Below are 16,171 nucleotides of genomic sequence, written 5' to 3'. Positions count from 1 at the left end.
TCGCACCCCTTTACTAATGATCAATATGGAAAACAACTTCGCCGTCGCCTGTTTTATTTTCACGGGCCTGGCGTGCCAGTGTGGACACTGTTTTGTCGTTGTCTTTGGACATGTTAATTATAACAGGGTTGGGGCTTTTGGGGCTATCCTGCTTTTGCTTATCTTGCTCCTCACCGTCACCTACTTCTCGTTCCTCGTTCCCTTCTTTCTGCTCCCTGTCACCCCCGCTCCCCTGTAATGGCTTAAGTCGTTTCAAATGTCCGAAGGTGTTAGCTTGCGACGATTGCGTTTGCTTCTGCCGGACCTTCTCTAGCAGTTCCTTTTCGTCGAGACTAGAGGGGTCAGCGGCATCGTTTGTTGTAGAGGTCGAACCGGCTGCGGCTATAGAGCTAACGCTTGCCGTACCTGGGGTGATAGTTTGGCCACCACCACCATGCACATAATTTACGTCGGGCAAATCCGCATACTCTAAGGTCTCTTCTTCTTTAGGGTGTGCATTTGGTACTGCCACCCTTTCGCTAGTTCCTTGATCGACGTTTGGCTGTCTGCCCTTACCCTCGAACCACATGTTGACAGATTCTGGTACGTTTGGCTCTGGCAACGAGGTTGTCTGCTTTTCATATCGAGCGCGGTCAATTTGTTCTTGTAGCAAATCGCGGTGCTCCCGCTCACTCTCATCGATCAGTTCGTCAAAATGTTGCGCAGTAGAGTTGTTTGATTCATCAAGGATGTCGTCGGCAGCAGATATGTCGGCCATTTCCACCTGTTGTGGTACTGCTAGGGCGGGAGTCAGCCTGTCGTCATCTTCACTGGTATAACCGTCATTCTGCATTACATTTAGATTAACATTTACGTTCTTAACTGCCCAGCCGCGGCTGTCCATAACATTAGCCAAAGCTCCTAGCCGGCTTCTGGCTTCGTCTTGGCTAAAGTTTTTTGTAAGCCGTCTTTCAAGCTTTTTTGGTGCGGTTATAGTGACCAGCTGTTTTGGCCCAGCCTGGTTCCATATCCGCTTTCGAGGTTTTAGCATAAATCTTATCCTAGCTAATAGCCATAATTCGGTCGATTGGTCGCCACCAATTGGAGCTGCCAGCACCGCAAAAAGTAAGGTTGGCGGCAACAGCAGAGTTATAAATAGCCAACGCAGTAGGCCCAAGACTTCCGCGATTGCCAACTTAAATATCAAAAATCCAAGGAAAATTGCTATCAAGGCAAAGATAAATTGCTTCAAACTCAGCGGGCCAACTAACTTATCCTCAGCCTCAATATCCTGGATCACCTTATAAGTAGCCATAAGCTAATTGTACAAGGCGTATGGCAAGAGACACAAGGTTCTAGTGAGGTGTAGACGAGTGCACGCAAGAATCAACTCGTACACTAATATTGACAATATTACCATTCATGCTAAAATATCATCATGTCTAACCCTATAGTTCTAAGCAAAGTTCTGACCCCTGAAACTAAGCTACCACCACAGCATAAAGCTGGATACCCGAAATCCTTCCCGGGCATATTAGAACCTGCAGACGAAGCAAGAAATATAGTTAATGTTTATACTATAGCGGGACTTATGCCCCCCGCAGAACGAGAGCGAAACTACATGAAGATTCTAACTCAGATTCACGATCTATTTTCGAGCAAGGCAGACAAGTATACGCGTATTGAGCCAGTAGTAGCCATAAACTTCGTTGATGGTTTTGGGCCAATTGATTTAGTTAAACGAGTCAACAATGCTTTTAGACACATAGGTGGGATAATTTCATTAGAGGGTATAGATATTCTTGATTATTTCCCTAACGAATTGTTGAATAAGCGTAGTACAGGAGGTCAGAATATCGATAACGGCACAGTTGTTGGCCACAAACTAACAAAGAATTCAGGTGAAAATAAGATTGTGCCTAACGCCCAAAAAATGAAGTTTAATTTTGAAGACATGTATGGGGCAGTTGAGGGAGAAAACATGCTCAGTTTTTCAGACTATATATTATTGCAGGCCTTGCGCGCATATAAGAAACATCGCTTTATTGACCAGTCAGATGGTGGAGATAGTCAATCTACTGTCTTTTTGCAGTATGGCACGAGACTTTACCCTGACAAAAAGTATGCTTTGAGAGCTCTTATAAATCATGAAGGTAAGGTTCAGGTTAGTACCCATACAGGGCACCCGTCTCAAGACCATTACATAAGATCTCTCATATAATTACTACAAAAGTCGATTTCCTAAAAAGGTTTGGGGCCACCAGGCTGTTGGTTTAGGGTGCCACCAGGGGGCTGTCCTCTTCTGGCCATTTCTTCTGCTGCTGCCTGCCCTCTTAGCTCTGCCTGAATCGTACTGTTATACTCCATATGCATCGCTTCCATAGTTTTAGCTAAAACGGGCACGCTGCCAACGTAGGCCATCTGCTCAAGCACAGTAGAGGCTTGACGCTGCTCCGTCCTGGGCACCCTAATTGTTTTGGCTGGCGTGCCGTCTAGGGGTGGTAAACCTACTTTTTCGTCATAGACAGTAGCAGTGTAATCTATCGGAGTTAGCTTTGTCTGAAGAGCTCTTCCTAATAGTTTTGCTAGCTCTGGCTTAGTGCTCCTAGCAGTTTCATGCAGTGATTTCACAAAGGCCAGTTCGGTAGCATAGTTTTGCCATTCTATTGAATCTTCGCGTTTGCCTACTGTTGCCTGCCTTGATTGGTCAAGTCTTCTCATGAGTGTTGATATATAGTTTAGTCCCATTGAACCGGTTTTCATCTGATGATGGAGCGCGATTGATGCTGGAGAATTTTCATACATATGATCTGCGTAATTAAATGCTCTCTCGTCCTTTCTTGTTCGTAGCTCCCTGATCTTTCTATCATTCTCGTTTCTGACTGTCTTGATTTGCTCTTCGTTTCCGCTCTCAACGGCGGCTTTTAGCTTCCTGTTACCTTCTATCTCTGTCTCGCGTATTTCTCTATCAAGTTCGCTAATCTCGGCCATACGGGCAAAGGTTCTTCCGAAGGCACCTCCACCCAAGTCCGCTCTACCAGCATTTACTGCTACACCTCTCTGGGTCGCTGCCATATGCGCCCGTAAGGAGGAGTTGCCCCTTGTAGATTTTTCCGCAGCCCTTAGCAGGTGTTCTTCGTTGGAATAGTATGTGCCACCCTCGTTAGCTGCTTGAACATAGGCCATCTCAAGGGATTGTTCGTCGTATTTACGCTTCTGAGCATCGAAGTAAGCAACATACTCGTCAAGTGCTTTAGTATCTGTTCCAAATGTTTCAGCCTGAACGAGAGCCTCCCGAATCGCTTCCGTAGATCCTTTTTCGTGGTGAATGCTAGATATTTTATCGAGAGTGCTCGTAAGTCTCTGGTTACCTTGGGCACTGGCTATTGCTATACCTCGCTTGTCTCTCGCTACTACTTTATTGCCTTTGTCATCGAGTACGAATTTGCCGTCTTGCATCTCGAATTCAACTAGATTTTCCCAACCTTTCACCTTGCCTTCACCCCAAATCTTGAGGAAGCGGTCACGGAGGTCCTCGGTGGAAAGTTCGCCAGAAACTGCTGAGGCGAGACCCGAAAAGTCGTCAAGTTTCATATGTGGGCCTGCTTTTTTTAGTATTTCGGCCATTTCGTGTGCCTTGTTTTCGGTCTCTCTTGCATCGATCTGGCTGGCCCTGTAGTCTTTATTGAGTGCTTTTCTAATACCTCCATCAAATGCGGCGTCCATGTTTGCTAGCCTGCCCAGTCTGTGATTGAGTCTTTCAGAAAAATTATGTCCTTCTCCGCCGGGGAGGAATTTATTGTTTCTCATTGACTTCCAGCCTTTAGAGGCTGTGTTGCCGAGAAGCTTAGAGCGCATTTTACGATTCCTATCAAAAAAGCCTTTACTGCGATCGTTGACCATCCCAGCTAGATTGCCAAATGTACTGCCCGCCAACTTAAAAGTCCCTTTAATTAAGAAATACGGAGCGATATATGCAACTAATACTAAAATGCGGTTCAAGAAAGAGCTTTCAGAAACACCATCAACAATGAACGCAAAAGCCTTGCCGGAGGCGATTAGCAACATCACTATAGGGTATAGCATCAGAAGTTTAGTAAAAGATTCTTTCCAAATTTTCCACAACTTGTCGTTGCCTGGGAATATCCAGCTTAATATTGCTAGAGGCGAAAGAATCATTAAAGTAACTAAAATCATTTGTCTTAGTGCCATCACAAAGAACAGCACGATTATTGAGGCAACTGCCGAAAGACCAAATAACAAAACAACTCCTATCAACCCTATTGCCATAGTGCTTGCTGCTAGACCGGCAACAAGTAAACCTCCCCCTCCAATACCTACAGCCAATAAACCGTCACCGCCTAAGCCTGGGTCAAAAAGAGAGGCCAGTGTGATATTGTTAGCGTTATCGCCAGTAACGGCTCCCAAGATAAGCCCCATGATGCCTTTGCCGACACCATTTGCAATATCAGCCATAATTGTGACTATCGGCAAAGAAAGACTAATAAATATAACTGCTGCCAGAAGTCTAGGCATAGCTCGCTTGACCGTGTAAGCATCTACAAATTTAAACCCTAGTGCCGTACTTATTACCATCACTAGCATTACCGGAATCAAGATTATGTAAGCTAGATTCCTCATGCGGCTCCAAGCATTTTTTACGGTACAGCCAGAACCATCAGGTTGGCACTTGTAGTAACTATCTGGGAGGTTAAGCAGGCTATTTAGTTGACTGTCGATAAAATTCAAAATGCCGCTAACTAGCTCAAGCGCTGGACACATCAGCCAACTAAAAGACCCCCCCTCGCTTTCGCAAGAGGGCTCAGTTGCAGAGGCATCACCTACTCCTCCTGGTAAAGGGGCTAGTCCAGCATACGAACTACCATTATCCACTGGAGCAATTGGTATGCTCGATGCAGTCGTGTCCAAAGAGCCATCGGACCTTACCGGAGGGGTAATGTTGTTATTGACATATCCAACCTTACAAGACGGGTCATGCGCATCAGGAGGCGACGGGACGCTCCCATCTTTAGAAAGTGCGTAAAATATTACTCTACCATCTGGCTGGACAGAAATTCTATCACGACAGGTTTCCGCTGTATCTCTGTCTTGCAAAAACAAATTTGGGTTTGACGTACTTTGCGTGAACGTACCGTCCCACCCAACCTGATCACCATCTGCTTTCCCGTTCGCAACGTACGTTATATGCGAGCTGTCAGTATACCTGTAAAGGATTTTAGAATTCTGTCTTGATCCAACGATAATGCTCACTTTTCCAGGATCTGTGTTTTGCGAGGATGAGTCGTTGTTATCCTTAAAATCGAGATCAAGAATAGCAGTGCTGTCTTTGTTAGAAACAAGCCCGGTACGGTCAGGAAGATTAACCCGACCAAAACAGCCATCGTAGTTCATAACCTCGAACTGGTCTACCTGGTCATCGATGTTTACATCCTCGAAAAATAAGGTATTCGTTACATCACCACCGATCACGGCTCTGATATGTGCCCTGTCAACCCAATCAAGTTTAGTATCTCCTACAATCTTGTCGTTACTGAAGGTCGTACAAGGTACCTTTGGGTTTGTTGCAGCAAATGCTTGGCTATTGCCTAGCAATATACTCTGCATCGAACTAGCCAAAAGAAGTATTATAAATACGACCAGTGGGTAGATACTCGATAACTTATTTCTAACCATAACTTATACAACAAATATACCAGAGTTCTAGTTAAAAGGACACCTTATAAAGGTTCTATAATGCGGTAAATTACTGCGGTCGTTTGTCTTAGTTTGTATCGTGTGACAAAATGTACTTAATGACAAAAAAGTCTAAAATATATTTTTCGTCTGCTTTGATAGCACTACTGGGGTTGTTTGGTATAGCACTTAAGAAAAACGTTGTTAATGCAGCAGTGGACCCTTTCGAAATAGAGATAGTATGCAATGATGGCTCCAAAGTTACGGCTAAGAGAACGGGGGCTATATTTACGACTGCTGATTATGCAAAAGCTTGTGGCACAAAAGGCTATACCGACAAAACAGCTGCGACAAAAATTGATACCGAGTGTGATAATATCAACGACCCCTCTAAGCCCTGTCAGATGCTAGTGTATCTAAAGAATGGGATTAACTTTCTGAGTGCAGTTGCAGGTATTGCGATAACTTTCTCGCTCATCTGGGCTGGCTACCAGTATATGACGGCTCGTGCTAACGCCGGGATTGTGACGGCTGCCAAAAACAGGATAATCATGACCTTGGTGGCGCTTTTGCTATACATCTTTATGTACGCCATTTTGAACTGGCTAATTCCAGGAGGCCTGTTCCCCTAATCAAAAGCACAAGTAACTTGTTAAAAATAAACATTAATGACAAAATAAAACCATAATGAAGCAAAACACAAAAAAGTTTCTTTTAGCCAGATTAGTTGCTGCAAGTGTGGTTAGTTTGCAGGCTTTTTGGCTAATAATGTTGGCTGCTGCACCAGCTCAGGCCGCTACGGCTGGCTGTTACCAGAACGATAACGGCAAGATAACAAAAGTTGAATGTCCTAACGAGTTTATTGCCGAAGTAGACAATGGCTCCTGTTTTCTCCAAAGGGTCGCTAACGGTGATACGCCGTTCAACAAGGTCAGTTGTAGTTCAATCCAACAACCTTCGGCTCCAACGTCCGTTACAGATAGTAGTTGTAATGCGGGCCGTCAAACGGTTTTGGGCATCCCAACCTGGTACAAATACCTCAGAGGCACACTTGATGAAGACGGCAAATGTAGCTTTAATCTAAAAGCGAGTAAGGACTTCTTGCCAATAGGCATTGCCGTTTTGGACATTATGATTAGGCTCGCCGGTCTTGTGGCAGTAGTGTTCATCGTCATTGGTGGCGTTAAGTATATTACTAGCCAAGGTGAGCCAGAATCTGCCAAAAACGCCAAGTCGACGATTATCAACTCTCTAATTGGACTGGTCTTGGTCTTAATATCTGTAGGTATCGTAAGTTTTGTGGGTAATAGGTTTGGGGGCTAATATGCTAGTGGCTATTAAACTTTTGGCACAAGCTATCAATCCAGATGAGCTGGAAATACCGAAGGCTAGCCTAGATACTAGAGTTGGGTCTGGCAGTACCTTGACAGATGCTCTACAGCTGGTACTTGCGATTGCTGGAGCCATAGCGTTTTTGATAATTGTCATTGCTGGACTACGCTATACTTTAAGCGAGGGCAATCCACAATCTACCAGCAAGGCCAAGAATACCATTATATATGCCTCAATCGGCTTGCTGATCATAGCTCTAGCATTCTCCATAGTCAGGTTCGTAGTAGGAAGGATTAGCTAGATATGAGAAAGCTCGCACTGCTTATGTACATCATGATCGGAATTTTGGCAGCAACGAGCCTGAGTGTAAAGGTTGCTGCTTTTGATCCTTTAGATAGCGCCTGTAATGGTGTTTCAGACAGTACGGTATGCAACGATAGGCAAAGTACAAGTAATCCCGTCTCGGGGCCTGAGGGTATCATTGTTAAAGCCGCTAACCTCGTACTCTATGTTGTAGGTGTCGCCGCAGTAGTAATGATAATTTATGGCGGAATAAAGATGATTACTTCTCAAGGAGACCCCAAGGGTTTTTCTGGCGGTCGCGACACTATTATCGCTGCCCTAGTTGGCGTATTGATCGCGATTTTGGCCAAAGCTATAGTACAATTCTTTGTAGAAAGGACAATTAAATAATGAAACAAAGACTAAAAATGCTCATCTTGGGCTTTAGCAGCCTGTTTGCCATTGGTGTAACTTTGGCTCCAGTGGCTGTTCAAGCTAGCGCAGCTAGTGACGCAGTTTGTGAAGGACTCGGTGGCTGCAGTGAAACCGCAGAAGACCCGGGCATCAGCACGACCATCAAAAGGGTCATCAATCTGCTCTCGATTATTGTGGGTATTATTTCGGTAGTCATGATAATCATAGGTGGTCTAAAATATGTTACCTCTCAAGGAGATGGCAACGCTGTAAAATCTGCCAAAAATACTATCCTGTACGCACTGGTTGGGCTGATAGTAGTAGCTCTTGCTCAGTCAATCGTCCGCTTCGTACTAAATAAAAGTGGTGCAACTGGCGGCGGGTCATCGGTTCAGACAATTACCTGCCCCGATGGTAGAAAAGTAAGCGTTAACAGCGCAGCTGGTGGTGCAAGTACAGCTGAGCTTTGTAGATAAGAAGGAGAAAATGATCAAAATGCTGGCAAGAATTATCAAAAAAACGTACCTAGGGGTAGCTCTATTAGCTTTTGCGACCATACCATTTAACGTAGTCGGGCAAGCGCAGGCTCAAGGCATTCAGGAAGGATTATGCTCAGGTATCGAGCTCGACCCGACGGGCGGGAGTGCCTGTGGCGATGCTGACTCAAACAATAAAGGTGTCTCCAGTACGATTAGCTCAGTAATAAATATCTTATCTATTTTGGTTGGAGTAGTAGCCGTCATTATGGTGCTTTTTGGCGGTTTCAAGTATATCACTAGTGGTGGTGATTCAGGCAAGGTAACCAGCGCCAAGAACACCATCGTCTATGCATTAATTGGCCTAGTAATAGCAGCACTTGCTCAGGTAATTGTGCGATTTGTATTAGCGAAAGCAACTGCTACTGGAGATGCAGCATCGGGCGGTGGTGGTGGCGGGGGGGCTACAATACGCTAGCCTATTGCCTAATAATATTTGAACTGCTATAAATAAGATTAATAAATAAGGAAAAATTATGAAAAAACTAATCAGCAAAATATCAACATTTTTCAGCTCGGCGTTACTGTTAGCGTCTTTTGCAGCACCAGTGCTTAGCCCAGTTGCGGTTCACGCTCAAGAAACGCCAGCCATAAAGCAAAAACTTTGTGAGGGGGCCAACCTCCAAATCGGTGATAACACTAACTGTGCAGACGAAGCCGCTCTAGAGTCTGAGAGCAATACTGCAGTCAACAAGACAATTACTTTTGTAATTAACCTGTTCTCTGTAGTAGTTGGTGTCGTAGCAGTTATCATGATAATTTTTGCTGGTTTCAAATACATTACCAGTGGCGGCGACTCTGGCAAAGTTACTAGCGCCAAGAACACCATAGTCTACGCTGCTATTGGTTTAGTAGTTGTAGCATTGGCCCAGTTTATTGTTAAGTTCGTACTCGGCAAAGCCAGCAGCACTACAAGCAACAATTAAAGCCACGCAACTACTTTAATTAAACCCTCGGGCTGAGTCCGAGGGTTTTTGTAAGAGCGATTCTTGCTTTATGGATTTAGACCAAGGCGCTATACTATCTGTATAAACAAACTCATTAACTTTCGACAAAGGACGGTAAGGATGAAAAATATATTTAAGCGAATGTCACTAGCTTTATCAACGGTACTAATTACAGGATTGATTGCTGCACCAGTTATAGCGGCACCAGACATCCAAAATAAGCTATGCGAAGGTGCGAACTTGGAAGTTGGCGCAGGCACAACTTGTGATGCCACGAGCGGAGAGGCTAATGTCAAAATTAACGAAACAATTACTTTTGTGATCAATATGTTTTCACTAGTTGTTGGTGTTGTAGCAGTAATCATGATCATAATTGCTGGCTTCAAATATATCACCAGCGGGGGCGATTCAGGCAACGTCACCAGCGCCAAGAACACCATTCTCTACGCCATAATTGGCCTAGTAGTAGTCGCGCTGTCGCAGTTTATAGTCAAATTCGTCCTCGGCCGTATTACCACCACCATTAGCTAGCCTCCAAATTTGACAATCCAGTAAGTTCTTTAATAACAGGGTCAGACCCTGACATCTGTTATTTTTTGCAATATAGGTTTTGTGGCATTGCGCGAGAAATTTATGGTTAGTCTAAGGGCTAAGGATGGGCAAGTTCAAACTTCTTAAGTATCGGCAATGATTCTTCGTAAGATAATCTATCCTCGACGAATATTTTATATTCTTCCTTCTCGAACATCTCTAGTATGCGTTTTGGGTTCAGCCATTTAGGGCAGATAGAGCCATCTAGGTAATATCTCAAACTCGAATAAAAGTAGTTTTGATAATTTCTAGGGTTAAGGTGTATGTATCTTGTTATATGTAACAAGTACGATTCATCAAGTATCATACTCGCCTTATATACTCCCTGAAATAAGCTCCCTACTCTCTTGTAGCGCTTGTTATAGTGCATTGTGTAGGCTGTCATAACCGACTGTATGAATATCGGTAGATTCTCTGCCCTGCCTTTGACGTAAAGCAAAAGATGAAAATGGTTACCCATCAGACAGTAACTGAGTAATTCAATGTCGTCGTTAAACTTGCGGTAAGGAAGCTTATCAGACCTAGTGGACTTATCCGTTGGGTCTAGGTGGCGCTTAATTATGTGTAAGAAATGGGATTTATCAAAGCTGTCATGAAAAATAATTTGCTTACCAACACCACGGTTATAGACATGATAGTAGTGTTCGGACGAATAAATTTTACGAGAATTTTTACCAGGCATTCCTACTTAAATATACTATACTTTGTATATAACAAAAAATAACAGATGTCAGGGTCTGACCCTGTTATTAAGTATTATAGTAATATTGTAAAAAACGGTATGTAGGTAATGATGTGTCAAAAAATCGCCCCTCTTTCGAGGAGCGATTTTTTTGTTCCGTGTGTTTGTTTTACAAAACCTGGATCTTCTTCACGGTATCTTGCTTCACTTTAGTAAAGCTAATGGTCAACACGCCGTCTTTGAGCACGGCTTCAATCTCATCTTCTTTGACGGGTACTGGAAGTGCTATGCTGCGGCTGAATTCTCCCCAGTAACATTCTTGAACAAAATAGTTCTCAACGCTTTCTTCTGTACCGTCACTAAGTGTGCCACGAATGCTCAAAGTATTGTCGGCGATAGAAACATCTAGATCGTTCTTATTAACACCTGCTGTGCGAGCTTTGACGACTAGTTTCTCACGTGTTTCAAAAACATCAACAGCTAGCTGGCCAGGTACCGTCTCTTCTTCATCCCAGTCATCTGCCGGGCTGTCGCTAACTTGCGGGCTACTTGTTGGGTCATTACTGGCTGACTGATCGTCCATCATTGGGTCATCACCCAAAAACGCAGCCGTTAGCTCATCTTCCATTAATAAGTCGTCATCACGATTTTTGCGGGCCATTTTCCCTCCTTATGGCTAAATTAGTTCTTGCTCATGGTTAAAGCGCTGTCAATCTGTATAATCCCAAGTATCCACCTTGTCGGGTGTTAGATAAGCGCTGATGTTTGCCTTTTTGTGTTAATCCCAGTATAGCTTAAGGCTTAAACCGAGCGCAACCGACATACTAAATTTACAACGCAAAAATCACAACACTAGCTTTTAAGGGAGTTAATACCATGAGGGTTTTAGATAAATTATTATCGTTCGTAGCTCCGAATGACTGTGTTGGGTGTGGTGACGAAGGCGATATTGTCTGTGAGGCATGCCGTTTGGAGTTTGTAGTGCCACCACCGAGTCGTTGCGCACACTGTCTAAAGCTAAGCACCAGCTATAGCCTGTGTGACGCTGCAAAAAAGGAATTTCCTGTTGCGCACATATGGGTTGCTTCAGACTACAGTTCGGTCTCCAAAAAGCTTGTAAAAGCTCTCAAGTTTGGCGGCAAACGCCAGGCGGCTCGCCAGATGGCCAAAAGTCTTGCAGAGACCCTGCCTTATATGAAACCTCAGACGCTTATTATCCCCTGTCCGACGATTACCAAACACGTCCGTAGCCGTGGCTTTGACCACAGCCAGATGATAGCCAAGGAACTTGCCTGCTTACTTGGTGCGGTTTATGAGCCTGTTTTGGCTCGTCTGGATCAAAAGGCTCAGGTAGGCACAAAAGCCGATGAGCGCCGCAAACAACTGATTGGTAAAATCTATGTTACTAAGCCGCGATACGTCGTCGGCCAAGATGTATTAATAGTTGATGATGTTTATACCACCGGCTCGACAATCAGAGAAGCAGCTCGAGCCCTGCGCGCCTCTGGCGTCCGCCACGTTAACGCCGCAGTCTTTTCTCAAAAAACCAGGTAAATCCATAAAATTAGCATCTTGCCTTGAGACAGAGAGATAAATCTTGGTAATAAGACTAGTTAACCCCGGCTCGACATAAGACAACCCAGATTGATGCCTGTTTATTACTGTGAATATTATCTTTGTCTAATATTTTTGGTAACAGACAGCTACGAAAAACATAAGATAAAGCAATCTTTACTACTTAAAACAACCATTAACAGGTGTTGCTTATGTCGAGCTGGGGTTAGTCAGCGAACTCAATTGTGCAAAACACCCTTCTATATAAAGAACTGTCGGTTATTATTATGTAGCTATGTTAAAGGCAAGATTGTTGGGGTCAATACCGTTGGCTACCGCCGTGTTTTGCCATAAATGGCGGAACATAGCATGCGCTTCGTCGCCCTTTTTCCCTGACGCTGCAACTTGTCCGGCAACACTCTTCAACACCTCTGTTCTATGAGAAGTTAGTGAAATACCAGGCTCTTGAATTGGTTCGTCAGCTATACCAATACCTTCGGCAACATTCTGAGGCGTGCGACTATGAGGACGGCCCCTAAAAGCGTCTGAGTTGTCCTGTGCCAAAGCAAGCACCATAGCTAAAGTATCATCAGCGTGTTCGCCGTCTGTATATACCACAATTCCATCGCCGCGCAACCCTACTTCATCGCCTTTAGCGGCTTTAAGGTGTGCGTTTAGTGCCTCCGTTGCTCGTTGAACCATCTTTAGTTGTATAGGTATACCTGCTTGGTTGGCTGCCTGAAGCAATTGCTCAAACAGTCTTGGCGTAGCTTCCATATCGGGATTTAGGTATATTCTTTTGTCTAAAATCGTGCTCGTGCCGGCCATTTTTTCCTGCACGCGACCGTCGGAATAGGCCATAATAAATGTTGTAAAGTTTTGACGCTGAATATGGAAGTTGGCGCGTACGCCCGGGCGATTAAAATCGAAACCCCTATACTCTAATCCTGATATTGTTTCGTCATCTAAAAACTTGTCTTTATTTGTTGCCTGCGGGTTTGTTGCGCTAATATGATGGCGTTTCAGCCCCTCTGGTACATTAACTCTGTATCCCCATAGTCTTTGGAGTGTCGCCTCGCCATCTCTTTGGATTTGCTCTGCGGTTACACCAGCTTTACCCTGGTCTACCTTTACGCGCAAATTACGGGCTATCATTTCCGTTGTTTTAATATACAGCTCGGCGATGCGGTCTGAGTCGCCTATGACCTCTTTATCTCTGTAGGTTGGCTTTACGTCGTCAAGATAACTCTTGATACCGTTAATCGCTGTAGGAGTATCGGTAAAAGTGTCAATAAACTCGTCAGAGAAAGGTCTTGGGGTCGTTCTAGCTTCTGCGAAAGTGTTGAAGCGTATCTGCAAAGGGGCGTTACCGCTCAAAATTGATGGGTCTACAGCACCACCCAGGTCAGAGCTGTCATGAGACGATTGGTGGGGGTTAAACGGGGCTTTTTCTGGCATATTTTTGTTTTGAACTTTGCATATATAATACTAGCATAAAATGCTATAAAAATCAAACGCAAAGCGCTTATACTTAAGGCACACAACGTCGTTTCTGTCCTTTTGGGCAGCCGACCCGATAGACCTGACTTTTTTCTAATTCAGAAAGAAATTGGGCGCGGGTAGAAATCCAAAAAATGCAAAAGTCAGGGCTGGCGGAGAGGGAGAGATGAATCTACCTAATTAATCTATTAGCCGAGATATATCTCGGTAATAAGACTAATTAGCGAACTCTTTATGTTCAAATTTCTCTTCTTTATAAAGAAGAAAAGCCCACATCTGAAGATGTGAGCTTCCCTCCTTGGCGGAGAGGGAGAGATTCGAACTCTCGGTACCGTTGCCGGCACGACGGTTTTCAAGACCGTTTCCTTAAACCACTCGGACACCTCTCCATGGGCAAATATATGGCGGAAGGGGAGAGATTCGAACTCTCGATGCCGTTTCCGACATACTGCATTTCGAGTGCAGCGCACTAGACCAACTATGCGACCCTTCCATAAGGGGGCTTTAATAAACTGGTACACCCGGCAGGAGCCGGTCACCTTCGGCGACCCCGAAAAAACTTCTTTGAAAACAAGTTTTCAAGAGTTTATTTCCTTGCGAATTGCCACAGGCAATTCTCACCTATTCCCTTCAACTGAAGGTTTTTAGCAGGTAGCTTGTGCTTACAATGTACGAATTATTAATTTGGTACACCCGGCAGGAGTCGAACCTACGACCTTCAGTACCGCAAACTGACGCTCTATCCATCTGAGCTACGGGTGCTTATCTTGCATGCCTTGCTGAAGGCTGTCAATAACAGAGGTAATTATATTACAAATTCATCAAAAAATAAAGCTCTAAAATCTAAATCGTTGGCTGACTCGGTCGATGGCGTCGGGGGCACGTTCCTCGTGCGGCAGATACTGGCCGAGTGCGTCGATAATCTTGTCGGCATCTTCTGGCGCGAAGTACAGTGCGACCGTCGGCGTGTACTTTTTTAATGATCTTAACCAGATTGTGTAGATCGCACCCTCTGGGACTAGAGAGAAGGACTTAAATTGACTGTAGGAGAAGAAGCGTCTTCCTACCCTTACCCCTTTGGCATCAATCTCGTACGGTATTTGACTAGGTTGTCTAGCACCGAACACCGCCAAACAGATGCAGGCTAGCAGAACCGCCACAGCCGAAAACGGGCTACGGGTAAGCGCGTAAACCAAAACTCCGATTATCAACGAAGCGCTGCCAAAAATTATGTACCAGCCCAACGACTTTTCGTGCCCGACATATTCTGAAGCTGACCATTGAATTGGCTGTACTACCCCTGCATCAGTACCTTGCTCGGGTAGCGCTTCGTCTGTTTGGTACTGCCAGTTCCCCGTCTTATCATCATTATCCATAAGCTTATTGTACCACCAATGTCACAAGGGTTCGTTTATCATTGGGTCAAGCTTCTGCGGTAGGTAAAATAGACTTAGAATGCTCGAAAAACAGCACGCCATTGCTAGTTCCCCAAACAATTCCGATTGTTTGGGGAAAAGAATAAAACTCCGCACCAGGTGCTAATTTAGATTATAAACATATTCTAAATTGCACTTTAGCAGAGTTTTATTCTGGCGGAGGAGGAGAGATTCGAACTCTCGCGGGAACTTGCGCCCCCCTAACGATTTAGCAAACCGTCCCCTTCAGCCACTTGGGTACTCCTCCGCATTGAAAGCTTACGTTATTCACGTAGCTCCTGTGTGTCCGTAAACTGAAGGGGACGGCAAACCGTCTACAAATTTACGTTTCACGCAGCAGCCACTTGGGTACTCCTCCGCATTGAAAGCTTACGTTATTCACGTAGCTCCTGTGTGTCCGTAAACTGAAGGGGACGGCAAACCGTCTACAAATTTACGTTTCACGCAGCAGCCACTTGGGTACTCCTCCGCGGTTATGTCGCGCGCCCTAAACTACTATAATATGTTACCGTATCTGTTAAAATTATGCGAGCCAATTTAGTGTAGATGGTGTTTAAAGGTATAATAAGGGTATGCAGGATTCAGTTTTTACCAAGATTATTATGGGTGAGTTGCCGGCTCACAAGGTTTACGAAAATGATGGAGCCATCGCTATCATGGACATCCACCCAATTCAGCCTGGGCATGTTGTAGTGATTACCAAAAAACAAGTTCCTCATTTCGAAGACCTGTCGCCGCTTGAGTATCAACAGTTTACAAAAGCAGTTCAGGATGTGGCCAAAAAACTCCGTACAGTTTTCCCCGACAAGCGCAAAATAGCCGTACAGATCGAGGGTCTACAGGTCGAGCACGCCCATGCCAACCTCTTCCCTTTTGACACTCATGAGCAATATCAGTCGCCCAATGATCAGGCTGAACCAAACCACGATGAACTAGCCAGAATAGCCGAAAAACTTAAGAACGCTTAAACAGCAAGGAGAATTTTATTATGTCTAACACTTTAGTAGCCCTTCTAACAGCACTCGGTAGTGGTACTTGGGTCTACACTAAAGCACTTCGTAGAACTGGCGGCAATCAACAGACAGCACTGACTGCAGGGGGTGCTGTCGGTGTTTTGGTTTTTGTAGTGGCGTTAACGGTATTGAGCTTTATTGTATAAGGCCTAGAGTTAGCAGCTAGCCGTTTAATACTAGTCTTAAGGCAGATTTACTGGTACTATAAGCT

General features: G+C 44.6%; 18 protein-coding genes and 4 tRNA genes. 12 read left to right on the top strand and 10 right to left on the bottom strand.

The genetic code is table 11. The features are described from left to right. Positions 1-13 precede the first annotated feature (13 nt). A complete protein-coding gene (locus IPO96_01890; protein ID QQS65284.1) occupies positions 14-1,294 on the bottom strand; it encodes a PrgI family protein in 1,281 nt (426 codons plus the stop codon). A gap of 123 nt (positions 1,295-1,417) precedes the next feature. On the opposite strand from IPO96_01890, the gene IPO96_01885 reads away from it, so the two are divergent. Further along, entirely contained in the window at positions 1,418-2,200 is a 783-nt protein-coding gene (locus tag IPO96_01885; GenBank protein ID QQS65283.1) for a hypothetical protein, read from the top strand. 20 nt (positions 2,201-2,220) lie between these two features. Here IPO96_01885 and IPO96_01880 read toward each other — a convergent pair whose 3' ends face one another. Beyond that, on the bottom strand, positions 2,221-5,616 hold the full coding sequence (locus tag IPO96_01880; protein QQS65282.1) for a hypothetical protein: 3,396 nt from the start codon (positions 5,614-5,616) through the stop codon (positions 2,221-2,223). A 176-nt stretch (positions 5,617-5,792) separates the two neighbouring features. On the opposite strand from IPO96_01880, the gene IPO96_01875 reads away from it, so the two are divergent. The 8 genes from IPO96_01875 (at position 5,793) to IPO96_01840 (ending at position 9,715) form a co-directional block, all read left to right on the top strand. Continuing rightward, positions 5,793-6,305, top strand: a complete 513-nt coding sequence (locus IPO96_01875) for a hypothetical protein (GenBank protein QQS65281.1) — start codon at positions 5,793-5,795, stop codon at positions 6,303-6,305. Positions 6,306-6,360: 55 nt separating this feature from the next. Next, on the top strand, positions 6,361-6,996 hold the full coding sequence (locus IPO96_01870; GenBank protein QQS65280.1) for a hypothetical protein: 636 nt from the start codon (positions 6,361-6,363) through the stop codon (positions 6,994-6,996). Position 6,997: 1 nt separating this feature from the next. Next, positions 6,998-7,306 (top strand): hypothetical protein, encoded by a 309-nt coding sequence (locus tag IPO96_01865; protein ID QQS65279.1) that lies wholly within the window; start codon positions 6,998-7,000, stop codon positions 7,304-7,306. 2 nt (positions 7,307-7,308) lie between these two features. Further along, positions 7,309-7,698, top strand: coding sequence for a hypothetical protein (locus tag IPO96_01860; protein ID QQS65278.1), 390 nt, complete (start codon positions 7,309-7,311; stop codon positions 7,696-7,698). Next, positions 7,698-8,177: a hypothetical protein gene (locus IPO96_01855; protein ID QQS65277.1), complete on the top strand. Its 480-nt coding sequence runs from the start codon at positions 7,698-7,700 to the stop codon at positions 8,175-8,177. Before IPO96_01860 ends, IPO96_01855 begins: the two co-directional genes overlap by 1 nt. A gap of 10 nt (positions 8,178-8,187) precedes the next feature. Continuing rightward, complete coding sequence (locus IPO96_01850; protein ID QQS65276.1) at positions 8,188-8,655, top strand: hypothetical protein; 468 nt, start codon at positions 8,188-8,190, stop codon at positions 8,653-8,655. A gap of 58 nt (positions 8,656-8,713) precedes the next feature. After that, a complete protein-coding gene (locus IPO96_01845) occupies positions 8,714-9,163 on the top strand; it encodes a hypothetical protein (GenBank protein ID QQS65275.1) in 450 nt (149 codons plus the stop codon). Positions 9,164-9,304: 141 nt separating this feature from the next. Next, positions 9,305-9,715 carry a hypothetical protein gene (locus IPO96_01840; GenBank protein ID QQS65274.1) on the top strand — a complete coding sequence of 137 codons (411 nt, stop codon included), beginning with the start codon at positions 9,305-9,307 and terminating at the stop codon, positions 9,713-9,715. Between the two features lie 118 nt (positions 9,716-9,833). Here IPO96_01840 and IPO96_01835 read toward each other — a convergent pair whose 3' ends face one another. Both IPO96_01835 and IPO96_01830 read right to left on the bottom strand, forming a co-directional pair. Next, positions 9,834-10,457, bottom strand: a complete 624-nt coding sequence (locus IPO96_01835) for a transposase (protein QQS65273.1) — start codon at positions 10,455-10,457, stop codon at positions 9,834-9,836. 169 nt (positions 10,458-10,626) lie between these two features. Further along, positions 10,627-11,118: an Hsp20/alpha crystallin family protein gene (locus IPO96_01830; GenBank protein ID QQS65272.1), complete on the bottom strand. Its 492-nt coding sequence runs from the start codon at positions 11,116-11,118 to the stop codon at positions 10,627-10,629. A 215-nt stretch (positions 11,119-11,333) separates the two neighbouring features. On the opposite strand from IPO96_01830, the gene IPO96_01825 reads away from it, so the two are divergent. After that, a complete protein-coding gene (locus IPO96_01825) occupies positions 11,334-12,011 on the top strand; it encodes a ComF family protein (GenBank protein ID QQS65271.1) in 678 nt (225 codons plus the stop codon). Between the two features lie 285 nt (positions 12,012-12,296). Here the strand turns inward: IPO96_01825 and IPO96_01820 are convergent, their stop codons facing one another. The 6 genes from IPO96_01820 to IPO96_01795 all read right to left on the bottom strand — a co-directional run bounded on the left by IPO96_01820 (position 12,297) and on the right by IPO96_01795 (position 15,194). Beyond that, on the bottom strand, positions 12,297-13,469 hold the full coding sequence (locus tag IPO96_01820; protein QQS65270.1) for a hypothetical protein: 1,173 nt from the start codon (positions 13,467-13,469) through the stop codon (positions 12,297-12,299). 341 nt (positions 13,470-13,810) lie between these two features. Further along, positions 13,811-13,900: transfer RNA gene (locus IPO96_01815), tRNA-Ser, on the bottom strand. Between the two features lie 13 nt (positions 13,901-13,913). Next, positions 13,914-14,004, bottom strand: a tRNA-Ser gene (locus IPO96_01810). A gap of 192 nt (positions 14,005-14,196) precedes the next feature. Beyond that, positions 14,197-14,273, bottom strand: a tRNA-Arg gene (locus tag IPO96_01805). Between the two features lie 74 nt (positions 14,274-14,347). Then, positions 14,348-14,887 carry a hypothetical protein gene (locus IPO96_01800; protein QQS65269.1) on the bottom strand — a complete coding sequence of 180 codons (540 nt, stop codon included), beginning with the start codon at positions 14,885-14,887 and terminating at the stop codon, positions 14,348-14,350. Between the two features lie 214 nt (positions 14,888-15,101). Further along, positions 15,102-15,194: transfer RNA gene (locus tag IPO96_01795), tRNA-Ser, on the bottom strand. A 325-nt stretch (positions 15,195-15,519) separates the two neighbouring features. Between IPO96_01795 and IPO96_01790 the strand changes: the two genes are divergently transcribed. Next, positions 15,520-15,915, top strand: a complete 396-nt coding sequence (locus IPO96_01790; protein QQS65268.1) for an HIT family protein — start codon at positions 15,520-15,522, stop codon at positions 15,913-15,915. 20 nt (positions 15,916-15,935) lie between these two features. Next, positions 15,936-16,106, top strand: coding sequence for a hypothetical protein (locus IPO96_01785; GenBank protein ID QQS65267.1), 171 nt, complete (start codon positions 15,936-15,938; stop codon positions 16,104-16,106). Positions 16,107-16,171 lie beyond the last annotated feature (65 nt).

Source organism: Candidatus Saccharibacteria bacterium, assembly GCA_016700315.1.
In the GTDB taxonomy this organism is placed as follows: domain Bacteria; phylum Patescibacteriota; class Saccharimonadia; order Saccharimonadales; family SZUA-47.
The sequence above is the reverse complement of the archived record's forward strand: the minus strand, read 5'-3'. Positions and strand labels throughout refer to the sequence as shown.

Excerpts from the sequence above, each read along its gene's own strand:
- IPO96_01890 (QQS65284.1), bottom strand. The coding sequence starts at position 1,294 with ATGGCTACTTATAAGGTGATCCAGGATATTGAGGCTGAGGATAAGTTA.
- IPO96_01885 (QQS65283.1), top strand. The coding sequence starts at position 1,418 with ATGTCTAACCCTATAGTTCTAAGCAAAGTTCTGACCCCTGAAACTAAG.
- IPO96_01875 (QQS65281.1), top strand. The coding sequence starts at position 5,793 with ATGACAAAAAAGTCTAAAATATATTTTTCGTCTGCTTTGATAGCACTA.
- IPO96_01870 (QQS65280.1), top strand. The coding sequence starts at position 6,361 with ATGAAGCAAAACACAAAAAAGTTTCTTTTAGCCAGATTAGTTGCTGCA.
- IPO96_01865 (QQS65279.1), top strand. The coding sequence starts at position 6,998 with ATGCTAGTGGCTATTAAACTTTTGGCACAAGCTATCAATCCAGATGAG.
- IPO96_01860 (QQS65278.1), top strand. The coding sequence starts at position 7,309 with ATGAGAAAGCTCGCACTGCTTATGTACATCATGATCGGAATTTTGGCA.
- IPO96_01855 (QQS65277.1), top strand. The coding sequence starts at position 7,698 with ATGAAACAAAGACTAAAAATGCTCATCTTGGGCTTTAGCAGCCTGTTT.
- IPO96_01850 (QQS65276.1), top strand. The coding sequence starts at position 8,188 with ATGATCAAAATGCTGGCAAGAATTATCAAAAAAACGTACCTAGGGGTA.
- IPO96_01845 (QQS65275.1), top strand. The coding sequence starts at position 8,714 with ATGAAAAAACTAATCAGCAAAATATCAACATTTTTCAGCTCGGCGTTA.
- IPO96_01840 (QQS65274.1), top strand. The coding sequence starts at position 9,305 with ATGAAAAATATATTTAAGCGAATGTCACTAGCTTTATCAACGGTACTA.
- IPO96_01835 (QQS65273.1), bottom strand. The coding sequence starts at position 10,457 with ATGCCTGGTAAAAATTCTCGTAAAATTTATTCGTCCGAACACTACTAT.
- IPO96_01830 (QQS65272.1), bottom strand. The coding sequence starts at position 11,118 with ATGGCCCGCAAAAATCGTGATGACGACTTATTAATGGAAGATGAGCTA.
- IPO96_01825 (QQS65271.1), top strand. The coding sequence starts at position 11,334 with ATGAGGGTTTTAGATAAATTATTATCGTTCGTAGCTCCGAATGACTGT.
- IPO96_01820 (QQS65270.1), bottom strand. The coding sequence starts at position 13,469 with ATGCCAGAAAAAGCCCCGTTTAACCCCCACCAATCGTCTCATGACAGC.
- IPO96_01800 (QQS65269.1), bottom strand. The coding sequence starts at position 14,887 with ATGGATAATGATGATAAGACGGGGAACTGGCAGTACCAAACAGACGAA.
- IPO96_01790 (QQS65268.1), top strand. The coding sequence starts at position 15,520 with ATGCAGGATTCAGTTTTTACCAAGATTATTATGGGTGAGTTGCCGGCT.
- IPO96_01785 (QQS65267.1), top strand. The coding sequence starts at position 15,936 with ATGTCTAACACTTTAGTAGCCCTTCTAACAGCACTCGGTAGTGGTACT.